Origin of the sequence: Lachnoclostridium phocaeense, from assembly GCF_959599685.1 — a bacterium.
Taxonomy (GTDB): Bacteria; Bacillota; Clostridia; order Lachnospirales; family Lachnospiraceae; genus Claveliimonas; species Claveliimonas monacensis.
Map to the genome: position 1 here is coordinate 37,904 of NZ_CAUGIN010000001.1, position 25,427 is coordinate 63,330.

A 25,427-nucleotide genomic window follows, 5' to 3' on the forward strand; every position below is an offset into this window, starting at 1 on the left:
ACTCTTATAACTCCAGTTTCTTCACGATATTTTTCATCTGCACGCCGTGTACAAGCGTGGCTCCGCCTCGGATCGCCGCCGCCACATGGACAGCCTCTGTCATCTGCTCCTCGCTGACTCCCTTATTCAGGCAATCGTTGGTGTACGAGTCGATGCAGTAGGGACACTGCACCGCATGGGCCACCGCCAGAGCGATAAGAGATTTCTCCCTGGCCGTCAGGGCGCCCTCCGCAAACACAGCACCGTAGTAGTCAAAGAATTTCTCCGCCAGCTGCGGGGCCTCCTCGCCAATAGTGCCAAATTTTGCAAGATCCTCCGGGTTATAATAGGTTTCCATTACTCATTTCCTCCTTTTTTCTTTTGTCTATCCGTATATATTTTTCTGATCATAACGATCAAAGCTGATAGAGCAAACAATATCATTAAAGCTGTCACAAACATCTGTGCACCGCCCGTCAACATTCCTCCCACATAGGAATAAACAATCGTTGCAGGCAGCTGTCCAATGCCTGTCGCAATGAAAAATGATCCGAAAGACATGGATGTAAGTCCTGCCGCATAACTCACGATATCAAACGACACAAACGGAAGCAGGCGGCATACAAGGACTGTATTTTTCCCATATTTTTCGAAAAACTCATCTATTTGCTTCAATCCGGCTTTGCTTGTCAGCCGTTCCACTACGTCTCTCCCAAGTATCTTTGCAATATAAAAGCATACTGCTGCTCCTGCCATAGCACTGGTCCAGGATAAGATAGCTCCCTGCCACCATCCAAACAAATTTGCATTGGCAAAGGTCAGCAGAAAGGCCGGAAGCGGCGCTGCAACAGACTGGAATATCATCAGGAAGAAGGAAATAAGTGCAGCATACGCCCCATAGGATGCCACAAAGTCTTTCACAACCGCAAAATCACCGCTTGCAAACATTTTGAACACTTTATTCATACTTTCATTAACTGCCGGGATCAGATAATAGCATGCAACGGCAACGGCAACACATAACAGCAAGATTACTTTTTTTATCCAGTTATTTTTCTTCTTTTCCATAAATTCCTCCCTGCCAGTACTTTGTCTTCATTCGATTGATCATTGATTTACCCGTGTCTGGCTTCTCAGTACTTCCTAGAATTTTCAAAAGAATATGATCTGCCTGATCAAAGCCTTTTCTCGCAAAACTCCCTGAGCAGGATGCGCAATATGTACACACACTGCCTCCCGCAGCTGCCGTTTTGACCATTTCCACAGCCAGATCCGATTCCTTCTGACCGGCACAGCCCCCCAGTCCACAGCACTGGCTTTCCGTGATCGTTTCCGGCTCTTCTTTTAAAAACGGACGGATCGTGTCCAGAATTTCCATTGTGCCGCGGTCCGGACAGGGCGGAAAGATCCGCAGCTTCTCTTCTATCTCTTTTCCAATCCCAAGTTCCCTGAGCTTATCATAAATCATGACCACTTTTACGCTCAGCCTGTCCTTCAGATATGCGTAACAGTTGGGACAGACCATAATAAGCTCTTCCACCTGCATGCTCTGCAGTTTATGATCGATCCTCTCCGCAATCTTCTGCGCGTCTTCCTCCATTCCCAGCTCTGCCACCGGTTTGCCACAGCAATCAAAAATTATCCCGACCTCATCTTTTTTCCACAAAAGGTCTGCGAGCATTCTTGTCGTCTCGGGATAGAAGGAAGGAAAATTGCATCCTGGAAAAAGGACGCTCCTATATCTTCCATTCCGATAATTCTGAAAAAGATACTCTTTTTTCTCTTTAATCAGCATGGAATATCCTTTTTCTTTTACTCTTCCCTTATTTTCTCTGACCTGCCTGCGCCTGATATTTAATATGATCTCTCTGCCATCTATCCCTTTTGGGCATACCTGCGAGCACGTTCCGCACAGAAAGCAATGGTAGGCTAACGGTTCTAACTTACAGACATCCCCGATATCTATACCGTATTTACCCAGAAATGCGCAGTTCTTCTGACACAGATGGCAGTGCACGCAGGCAGATGGATCCGCTGTCTTCTTATTCTGATTCATCCGGCTCCTCCTGTATATACTTTTTCTTTAAAATGATCCCGGCAAAAACAACCACCACCGCTATGGCCAGGGCAACCCCTATGTACAGCATCCTGTTTTCTGCATCCGCAAGTCCCGCCGTGCCGATGGTATACATGGCCGTCCCGGGGATCATGAACACAAAGGAGCCCACCGTGTAGGTGACAAAGCTGATGTCCGTCACCCCATAGGCAAAATTCTGCAGATTGTAGGGAAAGAGAGGGACAAGCCTGGTGATCATCAGCACGAAAAGCTGATTTTTCCCTGACTCATCAAACAGCCACTTTTTCAGATATTTATTCTTCATGGCCGCCGGCCTTATGCTGTCCCTGAGGAAGAATCTTCCCGCCAGGAATGCCAGCACCGCTCCTGCCGTGGCGGAAACTGTACACAGCACCGTCCCAAGGACCGGGCCGAAGATCAGCCCTGCCAGTATGGCAAAGGTGACGCCCGGCAGCGCCAGGACAACGCTCCCTATGATGGTTACCGCCATGTAGATGGCAATGGCTCCGGGCAGGTTATCCTGTATCATATTTTTAAGAAAGGCCAGGTTGTCCGTATCTCCCAGGTAGGAAGACCATCCGAATATATGGTTCAGAACAAGGATCACTGCAACCAGACCGATAAAGATCCAAAGTTTTTTATTTTTCACCCTTTGCTCCCTCTGTCTGTCCTTTTGCCGTCAGAACGGCAATGGCTGTCTTGATGACCTGCACCGCTGCCGCCAGCAGGAACAGGATGCTGATAAAATAATAGTCCGTCATTGTCTCCGTGGAGCTTCCAAGGGTGTATCCGGCGTACAGCGCTGTCAGAGCGATCATACAGATGTTCATGGCGTATACAAGGCGGGATGTCTCCTTTCTCTTTTTCAGAAAAAACAGAAGCACCAGAACAGTCAGCACTGCCACCACTGCCACGCATCCTGTCTTCAGTGCGCCCATGGGATAGTCCCTCTCCCATGTCATGTTCTTGAAATTCAGATATCTGACCATTCCAAGCTTGCGTCTTGTAAAATAATGTATGATATAGGCGCCGGCAAGAGCTGCGATTTCCAGAACAAGCGCCAGAATATATCCGATTTTTTTCATGATTTCCTCCGTGCAGTCTTTGTACAGGGCTGCTCTGCAATCCACCCCATGTTATAAAAAGCGCTGCCGCGGTAAAACGGCAACGCCTTATTGATTCGCTTGTGCTTATTCAGCAGCCTTACCGGTTGGAAGTTCTCCCACTGTTGTGTGTACGCAGTCCTCACTTGCAGGATCGCCTACCTGTACCGGATAATCATCATGCATCAGCCACTCATACCATCCACCGTCATATACAGAAATGTTGTCGTAGCCGTTCTCGTAAAGAACAAGGAAAGGAACACATGCTCTCCAGCCTGTACCGCAGTAGAAGGAAAGCTCATTGTCCAATGTGAAGTCACAGTCAGCCCACACCTCTTCGAATCCTGCCAGATCCTTCACTGTCCCATCGTCATTGAGGAATCCGTTTACATCAGAAGATGTCTCGGAGCCCTTGCCCCATACAGCGCCTTCCGGCTCGCCTGCCTTGTCCATGTAGTTGTATCCGCTGGACTCGCCAAGCCACTCTTCCTCGCTGCGGATGCTGACAAGCCTGAAGTTGTCATCGCTCTCCAGCTTCTCTTTTGCATCCTGGATGTCCAGACGGTACTCCGGATGTGCGGGAGCCTCTACGCCGAAGTCATCTGCCGCCTCGCCTTCGTTTACGTCTGTCTCTGTATCGTATCCTGCCTCTGTCCATGCGTCAATGCCGCCGTTGATGATCTTTACATCCTCAACGCCTGCCCACAGATAGGCAAATGCCTGTCTGGCCGTACCGCTGACGTCAGCTCCGTAGAGAACCACCTTTGTATCCTTTGTGATACCGTGGTTCAGCATATTTGAAACTACTTCGTCTGCTGCCAGAAGGTTGTATGCACCTTCCTCGCTTCCTGTGGCGTCTTCCACTTCGCAGTTATCCACATAGATAGCGCCCGGAACATGTCCCTCGTTGTAGGATACACAGTCAGCCACATCACCGTAGCCTACCTCTGCGATCAGGATATCCTCATATCCCTCCTGCTCTCCGTTCAGCGCACTGTTTACCCACTGGGGTGTCACATACACGGTTCTTGTCTCCACCGGCTCCACTTCCACGTCTTCTGTGCTCTCTTCCGTGGTTTCCTCTGTGGACTCCTGTGTTGTCTCCTCCTCAGAGGAAGATCCCGAGCCGCATCCTGCCAGCATAGCCGCTGTCATGGTCACACAAAGAAGTGCTGCTAACACTCTCTTTTTCATAGTACTGTAAACCTCCTTATAAACTGGCAATACCTTACCTTTTTATATCCTTACCTATTATATACATTCACCCCGGCCCCGTCCAATAGATTAGACGGATATATAAGCCTATTTATTGATTTTGTCTATAGCCTTACAGCATCTCTAAAAATGCAGCGATCCTTGTGTTGAGCTGGCCGATATCTGCCTGGGAGTAGTCGGTCTCCACATTGATGTAGGGAAGACCTTTCTCCTCATTCACAAATTTCCGGATGCCAAACGCCTCCACATTGTATGTGTGGCAAGCCTGCAGCGTCATCTCCACAACACCGTCCACCTTGTACTCGTCGATGAGTCTGCCAAGAAGCTCCAGCCTGTTGGGGTTGGGTGTCATGACAGAGCATCCGATGTTCAGATATCTTCTTGCCAGTGCCTCGTATACATCCGGCTCCTCCTCGTCCACCAGCTTGTCGATGGATTTGGCTCCATTACAGTTTTCAAATGTGACAACCACGCCTCCGTTGCTCTCCACAGCGTCAATGATCTTCTCTGTGGCTCCGCCTACCGGACATCCTGTAATGAGGATGCGGGGCTTTTTCTCCAGCATTTTCCCTTCCGCATACTCCTTTTTGATCTTCTCCACAAGGGCGTCCACCTCGGCCGGGATGGCCTTTCTGTCAAACTTGAAAGTACTTCCATACAGAACCTTGAAAAGGTCATGTCCTGTGATGGGCGCCGGGTCATTGCGCATCAGCTCGTAGAGTCCCTTCAGGGATAACTTGACTTCATTGTTGGTGTGGATGGCTTCCCGGATATCATCCTCCGTGATGGTCACGTCAAACTTCTTCTCCAGATATTCCTTAAAGCGGATGATCTCGCCTTTCCATAGTTCCAGGGCCGCCGGGCTCTGGGTGTTGGGAAGATCCATGACAAATACATCTTTAAACTCTGACATGTACTCGTACATCTTCTTTTTTCCATCGCAGGTGGTCTCTCCCACTACCACGTCGGAGAAATAGAAGAAGGGACATTTCTCTGTCTTTGCAAATCCGTAGCTGGACTTGATAAGGGGACATAAGTTCTTCGGCAGATCCCTCTCTGCATCCGGGATGGTCTCATCAGATGTGGAGCAAAGTCCCACTGTGGCCGCTCCCATGGCCATAGCGATTTCCTGTGGGAAGTATGTGCAGTAAGCGCCCACCACCGGTATGCCCTGCTCTTTCAGTTTCTTCATGCCGAGGAAAGAATTTTTCCTCTGCTCTGCAAATTCCTCAAACACTTCTGGCAGATCTTTCACTAATTCCATGTCTTTTTTCTCCTCTTCTCGCTTTGTCTACAGTTTTGCGGCCGCCCGCTTTGTCTTCTCCTCAGCCAGCAGCGATGCCCCCAGGGCTCCTGCATATCTTCCCCTGTCTGTGGGGGATATTGTTTTTCCGATCTTCTCTGACAGGATCTTTGCAAAATATCTGCTGTCAGAGAGACCTCCTGTCAGAATGATCTGATCCGGCAGATTTTTCCTCATGGCAAGCTGAGCCACCTTGGCAGCCACAGAGTCCACCACTCCTGCGGCGATGTCCTCTCTTCTGCGGCCCTCGCCGATATAGTTGATCACCTCTGACTCGGCAAACACGGTACACAGGGAACTGATGGAGAGCGTCTCTCCTCCCTCCGCCATGTCAAACAGCTCATGGAGATTCACGCCCAGACGGTTTGCCATGATCTCCAGGAATTTCCCTGTACCCGCGGAGCATTTGTCATTCATGAGGAAGTCCTGCACAACGCCGTGGCTGATGAGGATCACCTTCGTGTCCTGTCCTCCCACATCGATAACGGCGCAGTCATCGTTTCCCATCTCCCGTCCGCCCCTGGCGTGGCAGGTGATCTCCGTGATGACGTAGTCCGCGTATTCCACGGCGATCCTTCCATAGCCTGTGGCCACTACTTTTGCCCCATCACCGGTCACATCAATGCCATCTCCTGCCAGTCTCTCCTTTATGATGTTCGCCGTCTCCTTGCTGCTCCAGCCTGTGGGGAGCGCAAACTCCATCTCATGGTCTCCTCTGACCACTACCTTGGCTGCCGTGGAGCCTATGTCAATGCCTATGTAATCCATTTTACCTGTTATCCTTTCCACCTCTGTCAAAGGCCTGTTTCTCTTGTCAGCAGTACCGGTCCCGCCCCGGATTTACATCTTTTTCCACTGTCACGATATCCAGGATCTCTATGCTGTTCTCCTGCACGCAGCAGCGGATCTTTTCTATATCCTCCTCCCTGACAAGAAGGGAGATCCCGCAGCATTTGCTGGCGCTCCGAGGTGTAGGCGCAATGACGGCCTTCACCCCCTGCTCTTTCAGTTTTTTATACAGCCGCATTCCATTGTCATGGTTCGGGAAAAGCACATAATGCTGTATCTCTTTCATTTTATGCCCCCAGCATCTCTATGAAAGCGCTGATCCTTGTGCGGAGCTGCTGCGCATCACTGTCCACATAGTCTGTCTCAATGCCGAGAACCGGGATGCCTGCTTTCTGAAGTTCTCTCTCCACTGTGTAGCCTTCCACATCGTAGAGGCTGCAGAATTTCAGATTCACATCAATGACGCCGTCCACCTTGTACTCTTTAGCCAGGCGGATGATATCGTCGATCCTGCCGTGGTTCGGTGTGAAGCATGCGCAGTTGATGCCCATATATCTCTCCGCCAGGGCGTCGATCTGCTCGTCCGCGGTCGTCTTTGTCTCATCCACCAGACGCTCAAAGTACCGTGTTCCCGTACACATCTCCTCACAGACTACAGCGCCGCCGCTTGTCTCCACCAGGTTGTGGATCTTCCAGTTGGGGATGGCCAGCGGTGTGCCGGTAAGCATGATCCTCTTTGTTCCCTCCTGGAAGACACTGATGCCGTCTGCCACTCTCTGCTCCAGCTCATCACAGAGCTTGTTTGTCATCTCCGCAAATCTTGTAGGATCGTCATAGAAGGCAATCTGGGAGATAAGGAGCACGTCCTTTCCGCTGATGGGCAGTTTGTCGTTCTTTCTGAAGGCGTAAAGCCTCTCCAGTGCCTTTCTCTTGTTGTTGATCATATGGATGCTGGCTGCCAGTTTCTCCGCAGTGATCTCATTTCCTGTGAAGTCCTCCACCACTTTTTTGAAGGTACGGATCTCATCCGCCCAGGAACAGACATCCTTCTCTCTCTTCATCTGGGGCAGATCCATGACATGCACCGGCACGTCCTCAGCCAGGATCTCCCAGGCTTTCTTCTTGCCGTCACAGGTCGTCTCTCCTACATACATATCCGCAATCCGGAAGAAGGGACAGGTCCGGTCAAGCCTTGCGCCTACGGAAGCCTTGATGAGAGGGCATGTATTTGTGGGGAGAACCTTCTCTCCTCCCGGCACCCAGAACTGGGAACCGCCGCATAAACCTGTGGCAATGGCATCTGCCGCAAACACGATCTCATCCGGCACATACACGCAGAAAGTTCCGAACACTTTTCCGCCTTTTTTCTGGTGCTCGATGAGCTCTGCCGGCCGCACACCGTGGATCTCCGCCACTACAAAATTGTAGTAATCCATGGACTCGGGCCTGTTCTCCTGGGAGAGATATACATCGCCGAAGGCCTGGGGCAGCACTTCGCAGAGCTGGTCGTGTGTATCAACATCCATGCCAAGATCTTCCCACATTTTTCTGTAATCAGCCATAATAAAAAAACCTCCTCTTGTGTATCTGATATTTTCAGAATTGTCCTTTTATAACCGTAACACGTTTACAATTTCCGGACAATCACAAGAGCGAGGTTTGCTATTGTTTTTTATAATGATCCTTTTTAAATATTGTTTTTTTCTATTAATATGTGTGCCTTTCAGCTGACGCCTCAGTCCAGCATGCTGTGCAGGGCCGCAGCACAATGGTCCACCTCCTCTTCTGTGTTGGCGGCACTGAAGGCGAACCGGACCGTTCCCCCCGGGAATGTACCGAGAGCCCTGTGGGCCATAGGCGCACAGTGAAGGCCTACCCGCGTCATAATACCGTACTGCTGTTCCAGCTCAAAGGCGGCCAGGGCATTATCCCGCCCCTCAAAGTCCAGAGAGACCACTGCCACCCGGCCTTCTGTCCCCTGTCTTCCCACAATGCGGACAGCGGGGATCTTCTTCACTTCTTCAAGGAAATGCTCTGTCAGCTCCATCTTCTTTTTGTGGATCGCATCCAGCCCCGTCTCCTCGATGTAGGAGAGAGCCGCGTGAAGTCCAATGATACCAGGCAGGTTCACGGTACCGCTCTCGTACTTATCCGGCAGAGTGCGGGGCATATCCAGACTGTCAGAGATGCTGCCCGTACCGCCTGCGATGAGGGGCTCCATCTGCCCATCCAGGCTGTCGGAGATAAGAAATCCTCCCACCCCCTGGGGCCCCAGCAGCCCCTTGTGGCCTGTAAAAGCCAGGAAATCCACGCAGGCCTCCTCCATATCCAGGGGGATGGTTCCCGCGCTCTGGGCCGTATCCACCACAAAGAACACACCTCTCTCCCGGCAGATCCTCCCGATCTCCTCCACCGGGACAATGGTGCCGCATACATTCGATGCATGGAGGACAATGACTGCCCTTGTGTTCTTCCGGATCATCCCCTCCACGTCAGCGGAGCGCACATTTCCCTCTCTGTCCGTCGGGATGCACTCCCAGGTAACTCCCTCCTTCTCCATACACCGCAAAGGGCGCATGACCGCATTGTGCTCCATCCCGGTGACAAGCACATGGTCCCCTTTTTTTAAAAATCCCCGGATAAAATAATTCAGGGAGTGGGTGATCCCCGGTGTGAAGATGACCCGCCGGGAGTTTTCCGCATGGAAAAGCCGGGCCAGCTGTTCCCTTGTGTCCAGCACCGCCGCTTCCACCTCGTAAGCTCCCTCATAGTTTCCCCGGTTGATATTGAAGGCTCCCTCTGTGAGGAGGCGCCCCACCGCCTCCGCCACTCCCGGCGCCTTGGGCCAGGAAGTGCTCCCATTGTCAAAATAGATCTTGGCCTTTTCTTCTCCCATGTTCCCCTGCCTCCTTTTCGTTTGAGCTATGTACTCATTATATGTCTTTCCTCTCCCTCCCTGCAAGGTACTTCTTCGCTCCTCTTTTCTGCGAAAAATACTTTTGTCATTCTATGCAAAAGGCTATAATAGAAAGACAAGACAAATTGAGGACAGGAGGTTATTTCCATGATCTACGAAAAAGAATATTTTCCCCAGTTCCGTGAGTCCGACCACACCGGCCTTATAGGAGCAAACGGCTATTTTGAATATTTCCAGGACGCAGTGACCGCCTACATGCATGCGCTTGGCAAAGGCAACGACACCCTGCCGGAGACCTACGGCATCTGCTGGGTTTTTACAAAATACAGACTTCATATTGAAAAGAGAACGGGCTACGACTCCGCCCTTAAACTGGCTTCCTGGGTGGAAAATCCCCGCCCCTCAGTCCGTTTCCACCAGGCTTTCACCGTCTCCCAAAGCGGTGATCTCCTGGCCAAAGGGCGGGTGGAAAGCTGTCTGTGCGACCTGAAAGCCGGAAAGATCTGCACGCCGGAGGCCATCAGCTATCCCACGGACACCGACGAGAGGACACCCCTGGATCTTCCTGCTTTCCAGCGTTTCCCAAGAACTATTGATGGCATGGAGCGCTGCTATACCCACACTGTCCGGTACACAGACCTTGACAAGAGCGGACACATGAACAACCAGAAGTATATTCCCCTCTTTCTCAACGCCTTTGACCTGGATTTCCAGACAGGGAAACAGATCACGGACTTTGAGATCCACTATCTCAAACAGTGCTTTGAAAAAGAACGTCTTTCCATCTGGCGTATGGAAAGAGAGAAGGACTTTCTCCTGGCAGGGGTAAAAGAAGACGGAACCCTGGCAGTCCAGGCCAGCATCGCCTTCAGGGAGGAGAACGGCAGCCATGCATAGCCCCCTTTTTTCTCTCTACCAGAACTGCACCCTCTGTCCCCGCATGTGTCGTATAGGCCGGCAGGAAAGGCAGGGCGTCTGCGGATGCGGCACAAAGATCACCGCGGCCCGGGCCGCCCTCCACTTCTGGGAGGAGCCCTGTATCAGCGGAAAAGGCGGCAGCGGCGCCGTCTTCTTCTCCGGCTGCACCCTGAAGTGCTGCTACTGCCAGAACTATCCCATCAGCCAGGGGGATGTGGGGAAGGAGCTGTCACCGGAACATCTGGGCGAGATCTTTCTTTCCCTTCAGGAGCAGGGAGCAGAGAACATCGATCTTATCACCGCCACCCAGTTTCTTCCCTCCATCCTGCCGGTCCTGGACAAAGTGCGCCCGAAGCTGCACATTCCCATTGTCTACAACTGCGGCGGCTACGAGAGGGTGGAGACGCTGCGAATGCTGGAGGGCTACGTGGATGTGTATCTGCCTGATCTCAAATATTTTTCCTCCGATCTGGCCGGAACCTACTCCTGCGCCCCGGACTATTTTCTCCATGCCTCCCAGGCTGTCCAGGAGATGATCCGGCAGACAGGAAAGCCCGCCTTCGACTCCAGAGGCATGCTGACAAGAGGCACGCTCATACGGCACATGGTCCTTCCCGGCCAGAAAGAAGACTCCATCCGTCTGCTTAAATGGATTGCTGAGCATCTCCCCAAAGGGCATTTTCTTCTTAGCCTGCTAAGTCAATACACACCCTTCTTCCGGGCCAGTGAACACCCGGAGATCAACCGACGCCTCACCTCCTACGAGTACGGCAAAGTGCTGGACACCGCTCTGGATCTTGGGCTGGACGCAGGATTCATGCAGGAGCGGTCCAGCGCAAGGGAGGAGTACACCCCTCCCTTTGACCTGGAGGGGCTGTAGAGAGCCCTACAGGCAAAGATGCGTAAAAAGGCAGGCCTGCTGCCTGCCTTCTAAGTCTCCCGTAGAAAGTTTTCCACTTCCCGGTTAAATGTCTCCGGATTTCCGGCGGCCACAAAGTGGTTCCCCGGGATGATGCGAAGCTCTGCCCCCGGTATCTCCGCCGCGATCAGCCTGGTGTGCTCCTCCCGTATCATATCCCTCTCTCCCGCGATTACAAGAGTGGGACTCTGGATGCTCCGAAGCTCCTCCGCTTTTATATCGGGGTCCTTCACCATAAGCCGCAGCAGCTCCGCGTTGGTTCTGGCCTTCCCGCTGAAATGTCCGAAAAAGTTGGCTATATAGTACCCCAGGATAATGGGTATCTGGACCGATGGCTTCACTCCCCCTGACCACAGGTTGGCTCCATTCAGGATGAGGCGGTTCACTTTTCCCGGATACCGCAGGGCAAAGATGAGAGCGATGTTTCCCCCGTCTGAAAATCCCAGGAGATCCGCCTTATCGATTCCCATCTCCTCCATAAATCCCCGCAGGTCCTCGGCAAACTGGCGGATGGTAAAGGGCGCGGTTCCCCGGGGCGACCTGCCGTGTCCTCTTGTGTCCACCGCGATGACCCGCCTCGTCTTCGAGAAATAGTCCATCTGGCTCTCAAAATAGCTGCCGTCCTCCCCGTTTCCGTGGAGGAGGATGAGTGGCTTTCCCTGGCCCTTTTCTGTATAGTACAGGTGTATCATAAGCAAATTCCTTTCTGTGCTATTAATAAAGCTTTATCACACATATATTGACTTCACCGTAAATGAAGCCTCCTCCTTCGCTGTTCACCTGAAGCACCGCAGGGGCCGAAGATACATCCAAGATCTGGGAAAATGACATCCCGGCCGTGGTCCCCGGGGCGGTAAAGGTGTGAACGGCTGAAGCCCCGGCCACCTCTGTTCCCTGGGAAGTGAGGAACAATCTCACGCTCAGGGGGAAGGCAGCGCCCGGCCCCGGGGTGACTGCCCCGTGAAAGGAGACATAGTAGGTGCCCGGCTGCCGGATGGCGATATCCGGGCTGTTCTGCCCGTGGACGACCGCATCGCCCAGGACGGCACCGTTCCTGTCAAAAACAAGCGGCATCCCCGGAGTTCCCAGCTGCGGGGGCGTGGCAAAGGCGCTCAGAAGGTTATCCGTCCCTCCTGCCGGCCCCTGAGGACCGGGTTCCCCCTGCGGCCCCGCCGGGCCCTGTGGGCCGGGAGGGCCCGGACGGCAGCACGGGCAGTTCTTCTGTGCACATCCTTTTTTACATCTCATGACAAAAACTCTTTTCTTTTTTTACCAGTATATGCAAGAATTAAACGTATGGGTCATCAGCATCGGAGAACTCGTTCCTGTCCGCACTCTAAAGGCCGGCTTTTCAAGCCGCTTACCTCGCCTTACACACCTGGAAAATATAAAACTTCAGATAATAGCTCTCATCCGCCGCCCACAGGATGGGGTGGTCCGGCGCCTGGGTCCGGAACTCCACCTGCCTGAGGCGCACGTGGGCGCTTCTGGCCGCTTCCCGTATGGTCTTTGTGAACAGCTCAAAATCCATAAAATGGGAGCAGGAGCAGGTGGCGAGAAAGCCACCGTCCCGGACCAGTTTCATGCCCCGGATGTTGATCTCACGGTATCCCTTCACCGCATTTTTGATGGAGTTTCTGGATTTTGTGAAAGCCGGCGGGTCCAGCACCACCACGTCGTACTGCTCTCCTTTCTCCACCAGGGAGGGGAGCAGATCAAACACATCTGCCTCCCTGAACTCCACCCGGTCTGACAGCCCGTTTAGCTCTGCGTTCTCCCGGGCCTGGGCCACCGCAAGGCCGGAGGCGTCCACACCAAGGACGCTCTTCGCCCCGGCAACCCCCGCGTTCAGCGCAAAGGAGCCTGTGTGGGTAAAGCAGTCCAGCACCCGGGCGCCCCGGCACAGCTTCTGGATAGCCAGACGGTTGTATTTCTGGTCCAGGAAAAATCCAGTCTTCTGCCCGTCCTTGACGTCCACGATGTATTTGACTCCATTCTCCTCAATATGGACAAAGGTGTCAAAGGGCTCCCCGCGAAAGCCCTTCGTCTTCCTCATGCCCTCTTTTTCTCTCTCCTTGGCGTCGCTCCTCTCGTAGATGCCCCGGACCTCGACGCCGTCCTCTGCCAGGAGCTCCTTCAGCATAAAGAGAAGCTTTTCCTTGTACCTGTCCATTCCCAGAGCCAGGCATTGGAAGACGAGCACGTCTGAGAACTTGTCCACCACCAGTCCCGGAAGGAAATCCGCCTCTCCGAAGACGATCCGGCAGCTTCCTGTGTCCACTGTCTTTTTTCGGTACTCCCAGGCATCCCGCAGGCGTTCCCGGAAAAACTCCTCATCAATCTCCTGGTCCGGATTTCTCGTCAGCATCCGGATGCGTATTTTGGAGTGCATATTGATAAAGCCCCGTCCCATGGGGTAGCCGTCAAAGTCGTGGACCATCACAACATCCCCGTTCTCAAAGGCTCCTGTCACGCTGTCTATCTCATTGTCAAAAATCCAGGCGCCTCCCGCCTTCAGCGTGCGCCCTTCTCCCTTTTTCAGTACTGCTAATGCTAAACTCATATCTTTTCTCCTATACTCTCTGTCTTATGCTTGGACCTGTACTCCTTTTTCTGTTTGCTGTCCATGTCATCATACCATATTTCCCCGCCTTTTTCACTCTGTATCAGAGGCGCGCATGTCAAAAATATGCCTGGGAGACAGGCATATCCGGGCTTGAGTTTTCCGACTGACAGAGCTATACTTATAGGCGGAAAATACAGCAGCTTCCCCTGCGGGAGATGCGGATACAAAAGGAGATGCGTTACATGTTAAACGAAAAAGTTGCAAAGCTGTTAAACGAGCAGGTAAACAAGGAATTCTATTCTGCCTACCTGTACCTGAGTTTTTCCAATTTCTATAAGGAGCTGGGGCTGGACGGATTTGCCAACTGGTACCATGTGCAGGCTCAGGAGGAGAGGGACCATGCCATGCTCTTCATCCAGTATATGCAGAACAATGACGTGCCTGTCACTCTGGAAGCCATCGACAAGCCGGATGCCGAGCTGAAAGAAAAGATGGACGCCCTGAAGGCAGGCTACGCACATGAGCAGTATGTGACAAGCCTGATCCACAATATCTACGAGGCTGCCTATGAGGTAAAAGACTTCCGCACCATGCAGTTCCTGGACTGGTTTGTAAAGGAACAGGGCGAGGAGGAGACAAATGCAAGCGATCTGATCAAGAAGATGGAGCTCTTCGGGGACGATGCAAAGAGTCTCTACATGCTGGATCAGGAGCTGGGCGGACGCGCCTACACAGCTCCCTCACTGGTACTGTAATAAGTCCTGCGGCGGGAACCCAAGCCTGTGGCGGCACCTGCATACATGAGAGACAAGCCGTATAGAATGACAGACGGCGCAGCCTTTCCTTCCGGAAGGGTCTGCGCCGTCTGATTTTCTATTGTCTGCCGGGGCTATGTTCTTTCTCTTACTCTACTGCCCTTTTTACCATACATTCCTTCCTGTAGAACGCCACTCCGTATTTCAGGATATCCTGGTATCCCTCCTGGCGCAGTGACTCCTCATACTCCTGCTCCTCGATCTGCCTGAGAGCCTCGTCGCATTTTTCCTCAAGCCCGGAAAAGGTGTCGGCCACCTTGATTTCCAATATGACCGCCTTCCCTCTCACGCTTGGATACTTCAGCAGGATGTCCGGCCTTCCATTTCCCGACTCCCGGTTGGACAGGACAATATAGCTTCCGATATTTTTCAGCATTCCCGCAAGGAAGCCATGGTAATAGCTCTCCTGGTAGTCGTAGAAGCTGATCGTCTCCATCAGATTTTCGGACAGGATCCGGGACATCCTGTCTGTATCTCCCTCCAGGATGCTCTCATAGAGGGGCGTCAGCTCTTTTTTATCTGTCTTTTCCTCAAACCACCGCAGGACTGTCGTCTTGTAAATATAGCGGACCTCCCTGTTGGGAATGGCCATCTCAATGTAGATATTTTCCCCCTCCTGGTATTCGCTGATCTTCTTCAGGTAACCGGTAAAAAAGAGAAAATTCCACAGATTTTCCTGGGTAGAGTCTATGTCTTCATAGGTGATATCCTCATGGATGGGCTTGGTGATCGTCTTCCCCTCTATCAGCGCCTCTATCTCCTGCTTGACGGAGAGGTCCGCCCTCTCCACAAGGGAGCGCACAATGCTGTTGGAACTGGTGTTGGACCAGTAGGGCCTGGGAAGAGCCTGTCTGTCCCCGCAGCAGGACTTGACATAGCTGATCACACTCCACGGATTATACACCTCCGCATTGCCAAACTTGTAGCCGTCATACCACTGCTGCACGGTGTCCAGATTTTCCTCCAGCCCATAGAAGGACAAGAGCGCTTCCACCTCCGGCTGTGTGAAGCCAAAGTTTTCCCCGTAGAGGGCCGTCGTGATGGAATTGATCTCCAGGTTATTCAGCCCGGTAAAAATGCTTTCCCGGCTGATCCTCAGGCACCCCGTCACCACGGCAAACGCCAGATTGTCATTGGTCTTCAGGGCCGACTCGAACAGGGAGCGTATAATGCCGGTCATTTTCTCGTAAAATCCGGCAAAATAGGCATTTTCCAGAGGCACGTCGTACTCATCTATGAGAATGACCGTCCTCTCACCCTCTGAAATGCGCAGACACTCTGAGAGGAATTTAAGGGCGTCTGCATAATCGCTCTCCACCCCTCTCAGATCCCTTATGCGAAGGTATCTCTCCTTCTGAGCCTGTGTCAGCTTTCCGCTCTCCTCCACCTGCCGCCAGTGTCTGGCAAACTCGCTGCCCACTTCCTTTTTCAGCATCTCAAAGGACAGCTCACAGGACGGCTGCTTCATAGACTTGAGCGAAAGGCTGATGACCGGATATCTCCCCATGAAAGCCAGGTAGCGCTCCCCCGCCTCCATGATCTGAAGGCCGCGGAACAGCTCTGCCTGCCCCGGCATATCCTTTTCAAAGAAACACCGCAGCATACTCATGTTCAGCGTCTTCCCAAAGCGCCTCGGACGGGTAAAGAGATTGACCTCTCCCTTCATGTCCAGCAAATCCTTTATAAAAAGAGTTTTATCGATATAGTAATACTGTTCTTTTCTCAGCTTTTCAAAATCATCCACCCCGACAGGCAGCGGGCTCCATGTCATGACAAAACGCCTCCCTTCCGGATATAGTTCCATTCTACTACATCCAAAAGGGAGGCGCAATTCATAAAATACTTCCTCTACTGGGCTGTGCAGCTCACCGGCTCATATCCGGCCTCTTTCACTGCATCCATCAGCACCTGGTCTGCCACATCCTCTGTCAGGGAGACGGTGGCTGTCTTCTTCTCCAGGTCCACCTGGGCGCTGTCCACGCCTACAACGCCCGCCAGGGCCTTCTCCACATGCATCTTGCAGTGCTCACACATCATACCTTCTACTACCAGTGTCTTTTTCATCGTTACCATTCCTTTCTCTTCTTGCTCTTCTTTTTTATCCACACCGGAGTCTCCCGGAATGTTCTCTGTCATGGAGTCTGTTTTCTCTGCGTCTTTCTCCGCTTTCGCAGACCCGTCTGCCTGGTCTCCCAGGGCCGGCTTGAAGAACCGCAGCCGCAGCGCGTTGGTCACCACGCACACGGAGGAGAGGCTCATGGCTGCGGAGCCGATCATAGGGCTTAGGCGCAGGCCAAAGGCCGGGAACAGGGCTCCCGCCGCCACCGGGATGCCGAGGATGTTGTAGAAAAATGCCCAGAACAGGTTCATGTGAATATTCCGCACGACTGCTCTGCTCAGTTCAATGGCTGTCACCACATCCTGTAAGGAGTCCTTCATCAGCACCACGTCTGCCGAGTCAATGGCAATGTCCGTGCCGGCTCCGATGGCAATGCCAATATCCGCCCTTGTGAGGGCCGGGGCGTCGTTGATGCCGTCTCCCACCATGGCCACCTTATGCCCCTTTTCCTGCCAGGAGCGGACGCAGGCCTCCTTCTCTGTGGGAAGCACATCGGACACCGCCTCCGCAATGTCCAGCTCCTTTCGGATAGCCTCTGCCGTCACTTTGTTGTCACCTGTCAGCATGACCACAGTAAGGCCCATCTCTTTAAATTTCCGGATGGCCGCCCGGCTTGTTTCCCGGACCGTGTCAGCCACCGCAATGATACCTGCGGCCTGTCCGTCCCGCACAAAGAGGAGCGGCGTTTTCCCCTGGGACGCATACTGCCCCATCTTCTCTCTCACCAAAGCCGTCTCCTGCTCAGGTCCCATTGCCTTTTCTTCTTCCATAAAGGCCAGGTTGCCGGCCAGCCAGTTCTTTCCGGAAATCCGGGCTGACACACCCCGCCCCGTCCGGGCCTGGAAATCCTCTGCCTGAACTGAGGATACACCGTCTCCCTTCGCCTTCTCCACCACCGCCTGGGCCAGGGGATGTTCACTCCCCGCCTCCAGGGCAGCCGCCCGGGACAGGAACTCCTCCGGGCTCATGGAGGGGTCCAGGACCTCTATGTCTGTCACCTCCGGGTGCCCGGAAGTGATGGTGCCGGTCTTATCCAGGATAACTGTGTCGATGGAGTGGAGATTTTCCAGGCTCTCCGCCGACTTGATGAGGATGCCATACTCCGCCGCCTTTCCGGTACCCACCATGATAGCCACCGGAGTGGCAAGTCCCAGCGCGCAGGGGCAGGAGATGACAAGCACTGCAATGGCATTGGACAGGGCGAACTCAAAGTCCTGTCCTGCCACGATCCACACGATGGCTGTCAGGATGGCGATGCCGATGACCACCGGCACGAAAATGCCGCTGACCTTGTCCGCCAGCCTGGCGATGGGCGCCTTTGAGTTTCCCGCCTCGTCCACAAGCCGGATGATCTGGGAGAGGGTGGTGTCCTCTCCCACCTTGGAAGCCCGGAACCGGAAAGTGCCGTTCTTGTTGATAGTTGCAGAGATGACCGTATCCCCGGGCATCTTTTCCACCGGGATACTCTCACCGGTGATGGCAGCCTGGTCCACATAGCCGGCTCCCTCTGTCACAACGCCGTCCACCGGGATACTTTCTCCCGGCCGGATGACCACAATGTCTCCGGCCGCCACCTGCTCGGCAGGCACGGTCACTTCCTGGCCGTTTTTGATGATAACCGCTGTCTTGGGAGCTAAGTCCACCAGCTTTCCGAGGGCGTCAGAGGTCTTTGACCTGGACCTTGCCTCCAGATATTTCCCCACAGTCACAAGCGTAAGGATCATGGCCGCGGACTCAAAGTACAGAGCATGCGCATACTCGTGGACCACCGCCATGTCCTGGTGTCCGAAGCCCCAGGCCATGCGGTACATGGCAAAGAGGCCGTATATGAGGGAAGCACCAGATCCGATAGCCACCAGGGAGTCCATATTGGGGGCCCGCTTTACCAGAGCTTTCAGTCCCACCTTGTAAAATTTACGGTTCAGCACCAGGATGGGCACGGTCAGGATGAGCTGCGTCAGGGCTGAGATCATGGCGTTCTCCATGCCGGTCAGGATGCCGGGCACGGGAAGCCCCATCATGGAGCCCATAGCCACGTACATCAGGGGGATCAGCAGGACGATGGAGGCCACAAGGCGCACCTTCATGCTCTGCTGCTCCTCCCGGGCTCTGCTCTGGCGGACTTCCCACTCACTGCGGAAGCCTCCTCCTTTTGCGTCAGGCACGGCGTCCGCGGGGGAGGCTCCGTAGCCTATCCCCTCCACCGCCCGGGCGATGGCGGCGCTGTCCAGCTTCGTCTCATCGTAATCTACTGTCATCTGGCCTGACAGGAGGTTGACATTGACTTCCTCCACCCCATCCAGCTTCTGTACACACCGGGTTACATTTGCCTGGCAGGCTGCACAGGTCATACCGGTGACGTTATATTTTTCTTTCTTCATTACCAGGGTCACCTACTTTCCTCGAACGATGTCTTTATACCCCCTATTGGTATTTCAGTGCTATTATATACCCCGGTACGGTGTATTGCAATATCTTTTCCACATTTTTTCGAAAAACATTCTCATTTACCGTCTTCAGACTCCTTCTCTTCGGCAGGCCCGGCCGGCTCCGGTCGGCGCAGGCTCAGCACCCCATCCGCCAGGATCCTCACATCATCCAGTATATAGTCAAAGGCCCCCGCTTTATACAGGTTGACGACGAGAAGACCGATGGGCACGGCCAGGATCATCCACAGGATGCCTCCTGCCCGGTACCCCGCGTACAGAAGCACCAGGGTAAACAGAGGATTGAGCCCCATGCTGTCCCCCACCAGCTTGGGCTGGATCAGCTGCCGGACAAGCTGGGTCACTGCGTACAGCACCGCCAGAGCTACCACCCGCCTGTAGTCGCCGGTCAGGAGCTCATAGAGCGCCCATGGCAGAAGAGCGGTGCCTGTCCCGAAAAAGGGCAGGAAATCCAAAAAAGCGATGCCGATGGCCAGCAGGACGGAAAAATGCACGCCCATGATCCCAAAGCCCACCAGGAGTATTGCGAACACGACAGCCATGATCTTGAACTGAGCCTTAAAATACCCGCCCACCGCATACTTCAGGTTGTCTGTCACCATGGTCATCCTCTCCACGATAGGCTTCGGAAAAATCTTCTTGGCCCACAGGATGATATTTTCTCTGTCAGCAATGAAGAAATAGGCGGAGATGATGGTGACGATAAAGGAGATCAGGATAGAGGGGATGCGCTTGGCAAAATTCCCCGCCGCCGCCACCGTTGGCTCACTGACGCTGCTGATAATGCCGCTCATGGTCTCATCCAGATTGGCGGCAAAGGTATTCAGTCCCTCCTGCACATTTCCCGGAAGAAGCGCAAAAATCTGGGAGGTCCTCTCCCCAATCTGACGAAAGCCCTTCTCCAGGTCCCTGTACATGGACGGGAAATCCTGTATCAGAGAGCTGACCTCTCCCCATATCCTGCTGACTGCCAGGTAGATCAGCCCGATACAGGCTGCCAGCACGGCTATGATGATGATGGCGGACCCCAGCTTTTTGATGATCTTCAGCCTCTTTTCAAGAAAAACCACAAGCGGGCTGGCAATAAAAGACAGGAACCAGCCTATCACAAAGGGCATGAAATAGAACAGCGCCTTCACGCCCACATAGATAAATAGGATTGTCCCGACCAGACTGAAGGCCAGGCTGACGATCACTTTCCAATAAGGCCTGTTATCCTTTGCGGCAGTCCCTTCATTTCTCCCCATTTTCTCCACCTCTCTTACCCTTTATTCTTCCTTTTCGCTGTCGAGAAGCTCTGTCTCCACAAGCTCCCATATCTCGTCCCTTCCCTGCTTTGTCACAGAAGAGAAGGGGATGATTCTTGTCCCCGGCACCAGCTTCAGTCCCTGCCGGAGCATCCTGACATGCTTGTCTATCTGGCTCCTCTTGAGCTTATCCTGCTTTGTCGCAATGATAATGGGATTGTAACCCTGGCTTACCACCCAGTCGTACATCATCTTGTCATTTGCTGACGGCTCATGGCGTATGTCAATGAGGAGAAAGACCGCCCGCAGCTGCTTGGAGCTGTGGAGATATCTCTCGATCATCTTTCCCCATTTTTCCTTCTCCTGCTGTGATACCTTTGCGTAGCCGTACCCCGGCAGGTCCACCAGATACAGCGCATCGTTGATATTGTAAAAATTGATGGTCTGGGTCTTTCCCGGCGTGGCCGAGATCCGGGCGAAGGACTTCCGGTTCATAAGCGCATTGATGAGGGAGGATTTCCCCACATTGGACTTCCCTGCAAACGCGATCTCCGGCTTATCATTCTCCGGAAGTTTGCTTGTAATGCCGCACACGGTTTCCAGATTGATATTTTTTATGATCATAGTCTCTACCTCTGTTTACTTTTCTTTTACAAACGCTTCCTCAAGTACCTGTTCCATATGGGACACAGGGATGATCTCCAGGCCTTTTGTGATCTCTGAGGAGAGCTCTTCCACATCCTTCTCATTCTCCTTCGGGACAAGGACTGTCTTCATGCCTGCACTTCCTGCAGCCAGCAGCTTCTCCTTCAGCCCCCCAATGGGCAGGACTCTTCCCCGCAGGGTGATCTCCCCTGTCATAGCCACATCCGCCCGGACCTTCCGTCCGGTGACAGCGGAGAGCATGGCCGTGGCCATGGTGATGCCGGCTGAAGGACCATCCTTGGGAACCGCACCCTCCGGTATGTGGATGTGGAGGTCATGCTTCTCAAAGAAATCCTCCTCAATGCCGTATGTACTGCCGACAGAGCGGATATAGCTGATACCGGTGCGCGCGGACTCTTTCATCACGTCCCCAAGCTGTCCTGTGAGGATCAGCTCTCCTTTTCCGGGCATCACATTGACCTCGATCTGCAGGGTGTCGCCTCCCACGCTTGTCCAGGCAAGTCCCCGCACAATGCCCACCTCGTCTGTCAGATTGGCTTTCTGGTATGTATACTTCTCTTTTCCCAGATACTTGTGCAGATTTCCCTCTGTCACCCGGACCTTCTTCTTTTTCTCCTCCAGGATCTCCTTGGCTGCCTTCCGGCAGATGTTTCCGATCTCCCGCTCCAGCTGGCGCACGCCGGCCTCTTTTGTGTAATTCCGGGCCATCTTCCAGACAGCTCCCCTGCTGATGGAGAGCTGGTCCTCTTTCAGTCCGTGGCGGTCAAGCTGCTTGGGAATCAGGTGCTCCATGGCGATGTGGAGCTTCTCGTTCTCTGTGTAGCTGGACACCTCAATGACTTCCATGCGGTCCAGCAGAGGCCGCGGGATAGTCTGCAGAGTGTTGGCCGTGGTCACGAAAAGCACTTCCGAGAGATCCAGCGGCACTTCCAGATAGTGGTCCCGGAAGCGGTAATTCTGCTCGCTGTCCAGCACCTCCAGAAGGGCGGAGAAGGTATCTCCCTTGTAGTCGTTGCTCACCTTGTCGATCTCATCCAGCAGCATGAGCGGATTCTTTACGCCGGCGCTGCGGATGCCCGCCGCGATGCGCCCCGGCATGGCGCCTACGTATGTCTTCCTGTGGCCCCGGATCTCCGCCTCGTCCCGTACGCCTCCCAGTGAGATGCGAACGTAAGGCTTCTTAAGCGCCCGGGCCAGGGACCTGGCAATGGATGTCTTGCCGGTTCCCGGAGGACCTACCAGGCAGAGGATGGGACTCTCTCCCTTTCTTGTCAGAGCCCGCACAGCCAGAAATTCCAACACCCTCTCCTTCACCTGCTCCAGGCCATAATGGTCTTCCTCCAGCACCTGCCTGGCATAGGCTATGTCTTTGTGGTCCTCTGTGGCCTTATCCCAGGGCATCTCCAGCATCGTCTCAATGTATGTCCGGATCACACCGTTCTCAGCCGGACTGTTCAGGGAGCTCTTGAAACGGCCTATCTCCTTTTGCAGCTTCTCCTTCACCTCGTCAGAGGCCTGCAGCTTGTCTGCAGCTGCCTGGAACTCCTCTGCGTCGGAGATGGTGTTCTCCTCTCCCAGCTCCTCCCGGATCAGTTTCAGCTGCTCCCGCAGGATATATTCCCTCTGGTTCTGGTCCACTCTCTCCCGCACCTTGGTCTGGATCTCTTCCTTGATGTTCATGATCTGCATCTCATTCACCAGCTTAAATGCCAGCAGCTGATAGCGCTTCAGAAGATCCGTCTCCTCCAGAAGCTCCTGCAGATCTTTCTGCTCCAGCGGCACATTGGCGGCAATCCAGTCCACTACTTTGGCCAGGTCCGTGTACTCCTGCACCTGCTTCAGCATGTCCTTGGGATACTTGGGCAGCCGCCCAGCGTACTCCCCGTAGATCTCCTTCAATCCTCTTGTCATGGCCTCCTGGCTTACCTGGTCTGCCGACGCATCCAGCGCCTCCTCACCGGTGTCCGGCAGCACGGTCACGTTTGCCCGCATATAGGGAGTCTCAAACTCCACGGTATTGATGACCGCCCTCTCCTCGCCGGAGATCAGCACCCGTAGAAGATTCCTGGGCAGCTTGATGATCTGCCGGATGGACGCAATGGTTCCCACCTGGTACAGATCCTCCGCTGTCGGCTCTTCCACTTCTATATCTTTCTGTGCAGTCAGAAAAATCTTCTGTCCTTCCTCCTGCATGGCCTCCTCGATCGCCTCGATGGACCGCTCCCTGCTGACGTCAAAATGGGTCACCATCTCAGGCATCACAGTCATACCCCGGAGGGCTACCATGGGAAGGCTTCTTACTTCTCTCTCAGTCATTTTATCTGCTCCTGTCCTGTATTCTCTCAGTTTTTTAAAAGAGGCGGGCGCAATCATACTTGCACCCGCCCCGCTCATGCTCTGTTAAGCGCTTTCAATTCTCAGATCATCATGTCCGCAGACCGGCTTTCCGGTACCGTCCACCACGGATTTCGTGATGCGGCATGTCTTCAGCGTCTCGTCAGATGGGGCATGATACATGGTATCCATCATGATATTTTCCATGATTGCCCGGAGCCCTCTGGCGCCGGTCTTCCTCTTCAGGGACGTGTCCGCGATCGCCTCCAGGGCATCCTGGTCAAAGGTCAGCTCCACTCCGTCCAGTTCCAGCATCTTCTGGTACTGTTTGACAATGGCGCTCTTGGGCTCTGTCAGGATGCGGATCAGGGCATCACGGTCCAGCATCTCCAGTGACACGGTCACCGGAAGACGCCCCACAAGCTCGGGGATCAGCCCGAACTTCACCAGATCCTGGGGAAGCACCTGCTTTAAGAGACGGTCAATGTCATCCTCGTGTCCTGCAGCGATCTCAGCGTTGAATCCGATGGACTTCTGGTCGATCCTCTTCTCGATGATCTTCTCCAGTCCCTCAAAGGCCCCGCCGCAGATAAACAGGATATTGGAGGTGTCGATCTGGATCAGCTCCTGATGAGGATGCTTTCTCCCTCCCTGAGGCGGCACATTTGCCACCGTCCCCTCAATGATCTTCAGGAGAGCCTGCTGTACGCCCTCTCCCGACACATCTCTCGTGATGGAGGGATTCTCCGATTTTCTTGTTATCTTGTCTATCTCGTCAATATAGATGATGCCGTACTCTGCCCGCTCGATGTCCCCATCGGCAGCCTGGATGATCTTGAGCAGGATATTTTCCACATCCTCGCCCACGTATCCGGCCTCTGTCAGCGCAGTGGCGTCCGCAATGGCAAACGGCACATTGAGGATCCTGGCCAGCGTCTGGGCCAGCAGCGTTTTTCCGCATCCTGTAGGTCCCAGCATGAGGATATTGCTCTTTTTCAGCTCCACGCCCAGATCCTTCTCGGCCATGATCCGTTTATAGTGATTATATACTGCAACAGACAATACCTTTTTGGCCTCATCCTGGCCGATGACATACTCATCGAGGAAGCCTTTGATCTCCTCCGGCTTCAGCAGATTGATATCATCAAAGGGATTGATATTTCTGGTATTTTCATATTCAAATTCTTCTTCCATGATCTCGGCGCACACATCAATACACTCATCGCATATATACACGCCGCTCGGACCTGCAATCAGCTTGCGCACCTGTGACTGGGGCTTGTTGCAGAACGAGCATCTTATCTGGTCATCATTTCTTCCTGCCATACTCTCACCTCATCAAATCAGTTTTCGAAAAAACAAAGGACCGGCATACCAGGAGGTCTCTCTCCTGTGTATGCCCGCCCCCGGTTTTATTTACGGCTTGATATAATTTCATCCACTAATCCATATGCCTTAGCCTCTTCGGCAGACATAAAGTTGTCGCGGTCCGTATCGGCACAGATGACTTCCAGCGGCTGCCCTGTGTTCTCCGCAAGGATCCTGTTCAGAGTATCCTTTGTCTTCTGGATATGCTGGGCTGCGATCTGGATCTCTGTCGCCTGTCCCTGTGCTCCGCCGGAGGGCTGATGGATCATGATCTCCGAGTGAGGCAGCGCAAAACGCTTGCCCTTTGCTCCTCCCGCGAGGAGGAAAGATCCCATGCTTGCCGCCATACCGATACAGTATGTGCACACATCGCATTTAATATACTGCATGGTATCGTAAATTGCCATTCCCGCTGTGACAGATCCTCCCGGGCTGTTGATGTAGAGATGGATATCCTTCTCCGGGTCCTCAGCCTCCAGGAACATAAGCTGTGCCACGACCACGCTGGCGGACACGTCTGTCACTTCCTCTCCAAGGAAGATGATCCTGTCTTTCAAAAGTCTGGAATAAATGTCGTAGGAGCGCTCTCCACGGCTGGTCTGTTCAATGACATAAGGTACTAAACTCATGCAAACTCCTCCTGTC

The 25,427-nt window shown here is 53.5% G+C and carries 24 protein-coding genes; 3 read left to right on the top strand and 21 right to left on the bottom strand.

The annotated features are described in order from the left end of the window. Window positions 1-4: 4 nt before the first annotated feature. From Q5911_RS00170 to Q5911_RS00220, 11 genes are all read right to left on the bottom strand, one after another. Window positions 5-337 carry an arsenosugar biosynthesis-associated peroxidase-like protein gene (locus Q5911_RS00170; protein ID WP_087174047.1) on the bottom strand — a complete coding sequence of 111 codons (333 nt, stop codon included), beginning with the start codon at window positions 335-337 and terminating at the stop codon, window positions 5-7. Continuing rightward, window positions 337-1,047: a TVP38/TMEM64 family protein gene (locus tag Q5911_RS00175; RefSeq protein ID WP_281724804.1), complete on the bottom strand. Its 711-nt coding sequence runs from the start codon at window positions 1,045-1,047 to the stop codon at window positions 337-339. The genes Q5911_RS00170 and Q5911_RS00175 overlap by 1 nt, the downstream gene beginning before the upstream one ends. Further along, window positions 1,028-2,035 (bottom strand): (Fe-S)-binding protein, encoded by a 1,008-nt coding sequence (locus Q5911_RS00180; RefSeq protein ID WP_303180022.1) that lies wholly within the window; start codon window positions 2,033-2,035, stop codon window positions 1,028-1,030. Before Q5911_RS00180 ends, Q5911_RS00175 begins: the two co-directional genes overlap by 20 nt. Continuing rightward, window positions 2,022-2,705 (bottom strand): TVP38/TMEM64 family protein, encoded by a 684-nt coding sequence (locus Q5911_RS00185; protein ID WP_076776662.1) that lies wholly within the window; start codon window positions 2,703-2,705, stop codon window positions 2,022-2,024. The genes Q5911_RS00180 and Q5911_RS00185 overlap by 14 nt, the downstream gene beginning before the upstream one ends. Next, complete coding sequence (locus tag Q5911_RS00190; RefSeq protein WP_076776661.1) at window positions 2,695-3,141, bottom strand: hypothetical protein; 447 nt, start codon at window positions 3,139-3,141, stop codon at window positions 2,695-2,697. Before Q5911_RS00190 ends, Q5911_RS00185 begins: the two co-directional genes overlap by 11 nt. 105 nt (window positions 3,142-3,246) lie before the next feature. Beyond that, the gene (locus tag Q5911_RS00195; protein ID WP_281724807.1) at window positions 3,247-4,353 is read right to left on the bottom strand and encodes a sulfurtransferase; all 1,107 of its coding nucleotides are present in this window, start codon (window positions 4,351-4,353) and stop codon (window positions 3,247-3,249) included. Window positions 4,354-4,486: 133 nt separating this feature from the next. Further along, on the bottom strand, window positions 4,487-5,638 hold the full coding sequence (locus Q5911_RS00200) for a double-cubane-cluster-containing anaerobic reductase (RefSeq protein ID WP_076776659.1): 1,152 nt from the start codon (window positions 5,636-5,638) through the stop codon (window positions 4,487-4,489). Between the two features lie 27 nt (window positions 5,639-5,665). Next, on the bottom strand, window positions 5,666-6,445 hold the full coding sequence (locus Q5911_RS00205; RefSeq protein ID WP_303180026.1) for an acyl-CoA dehydratase activase: 780 nt from the start codon (window positions 6,443-6,445) through the stop codon (window positions 5,666-5,668). 46 nt (window positions 6,446-6,491) lie between these two features. Further along, on the bottom strand, window positions 6,492-6,752 hold the full coding sequence (locus tag Q5911_RS00210) for a DUF3343 domain-containing protein (protein WP_076776658.1): 261 nt from the start codon (window positions 6,750-6,752) through the stop codon (window positions 6,492-6,494). Window position 6,753: 1 nt separating this feature from the next. Next, window positions 6,754-8,028 (bottom strand): double-cubane-cluster-containing anaerobic reductase, encoded by a 1,275-nt coding sequence (locus Q5911_RS00215; protein WP_303180031.1) that lies wholly within the window; start codon window positions 8,026-8,028, stop codon window positions 6,754-6,756. 173 nt (window positions 8,029-8,201) lie between these two features. Continuing rightward, window positions 8,202-9,362: an aminotransferase class V-fold PLP-dependent enzyme gene (locus Q5911_RS00220; protein WP_303180034.1), complete on the bottom strand. Its 1,161-nt coding sequence runs from the start codon at window positions 9,360-9,362 to the stop codon at window positions 8,202-8,204. 168 nt (window positions 9,363-9,530) lie between these two features. On the opposite strand from Q5911_RS00220, the gene Q5911_RS00225 reads away from it, so the two are divergent. After that, a complete protein-coding gene (locus Q5911_RS00225; RefSeq protein WP_303180037.1) occupies window positions 9,531-10,280 on the top strand; it encodes an acyl-ACP thioesterase domain-containing protein in 750 nt (249 codons plus the stop codon). Next, window positions 10,273-11,181, top strand: coding sequence for a radical SAM protein (locus tag Q5911_RS00230; protein ID WP_303180040.1), 909 nt, complete (start codon window positions 10,273-10,275; stop codon window positions 11,179-11,181). Before Q5911_RS00225 ends, Q5911_RS00230 begins: the two co-directional genes overlap by 8 nt. A 50-nt stretch (window positions 11,182-11,231) precedes the next feature. On the opposite strand, the gene Q5911_RS00235 is transcribed toward Q5911_RS00230, so the two are convergent. The 3 genes from Q5911_RS00235 to Q5911_RS00245 form a co-directional block, all read right to left on the bottom strand. Then, a complete protein-coding gene (locus tag Q5911_RS00235; protein WP_303180042.1) occupies window positions 11,232-11,912 on the bottom strand; it encodes an alpha/beta fold hydrolase in 681 nt (226 codons plus the stop codon). Window positions 11,913-11,934: 22 nt separating this feature from the next. Continuing rightward, entirely contained in the window at window positions 11,935-12,468 is a 534-nt protein-coding gene (locus Q5911_RS00240; protein WP_303180044.1) for a hypothetical protein, read from the bottom strand. 112 nt (window positions 12,469-12,580) lie between these two features. Continuing rightward, on the bottom strand, window positions 12,581-13,783 hold the full coding sequence (locus tag Q5911_RS00245) for a class I SAM-dependent rRNA methyltransferase (protein WP_303180047.1): 1,203 nt from the start codon (window positions 13,781-13,783) through the stop codon (window positions 12,581-12,583). 245 nt (window positions 13,784-14,028) lie between these two features. On the opposite strand from Q5911_RS00245, the gene Q5911_RS00250 reads away from it, so the two are divergent. After that, complete coding sequence (locus Q5911_RS00250) at window positions 14,029-14,541, top strand: ferritin (protein WP_303180049.1); 513 nt, start codon at window positions 14,029-14,031, stop codon at window positions 14,539-14,541. 148 nt (window positions 14,542-14,689) lie between these two features. Here the strand turns inward: Q5911_RS00250 and Q5911_RS00255 are convergent, their stop codons facing one another. From Q5911_RS00255 to clpP, 7 genes are all read right to left on the bottom strand, one after another. Beyond that, window positions 14,690-16,372: an AAA family ATPase gene (locus Q5911_RS00255; RefSeq protein ID WP_226394540.1), complete on the bottom strand. Its 1,683-nt coding sequence runs from the start codon at window positions 16,370-16,372 to the stop codon at window positions 14,690-14,692. A 77-nt stretch (window positions 16,373-16,449) separates the two neighbouring features. Further along, window positions 16,450-19,101: a heavy metal translocating P-type ATPase gene (locus tag Q5911_RS00260; protein ID WP_303180051.1), complete on the bottom strand. Its 2,652-nt coding sequence runs from the start codon at window positions 19,099-19,101 to the stop codon at window positions 16,450-16,452. Between the two features lie 122 nt (window positions 19,102-19,223). Beyond that, window positions 19,224-20,414, bottom strand: coding sequence for a sporulation integral membrane protein YtvI (gene ytvI / locus Q5911_RS00265; RefSeq protein WP_303180053.1), 1,191 nt, complete (start codon window positions 20,412-20,414; stop codon window positions 19,224-19,226). A gap of 21 nt (window positions 20,415-20,435) precedes the next feature. Next, window positions 20,436-21,038, bottom strand: a complete 603-nt coding sequence (yihA, locus tag Q5911_RS00270; RefSeq protein ID WP_076776640.1) for a ribosome biogenesis GTP-binding protein YihA/YsxC — start codon at window positions 21,036-21,038, stop codon at window positions 20,436-20,438. Between the two features lie 15 nt (window positions 21,039-21,053). Further along, a complete protein-coding gene (lon, locus tag Q5911_RS00275) occupies window positions 21,054-23,396 on the bottom strand; it encodes an endopeptidase La (RefSeq protein ID WP_076780735.1) in 2,343 nt (780 codons plus the stop codon). 84 nt (window positions 23,397-23,480) lie between these two features. Further along, window positions 23,481-24,740: an ATP-dependent Clp protease ATP-binding subunit ClpX gene (gene clpX, locus Q5911_RS00280; RefSeq protein ID WP_076776638.1), complete on the bottom strand. Its 1,260-nt coding sequence runs from the start codon at window positions 24,738-24,740 to the stop codon at window positions 23,481-23,483. Window positions 24,741-24,826: 86 nt separating this feature from the next. After that, complete coding sequence (gene clpP, locus Q5911_RS00285) at window positions 24,827-25,411, bottom strand: ATP-dependent Clp endopeptidase proteolytic subunit ClpP (protein ID WP_076776636.1); 585 nt, start codon at window positions 25,409-25,411, stop codon at window positions 24,827-24,829. Window positions 25,412-25,427 lie beyond the last annotated feature (16 nt).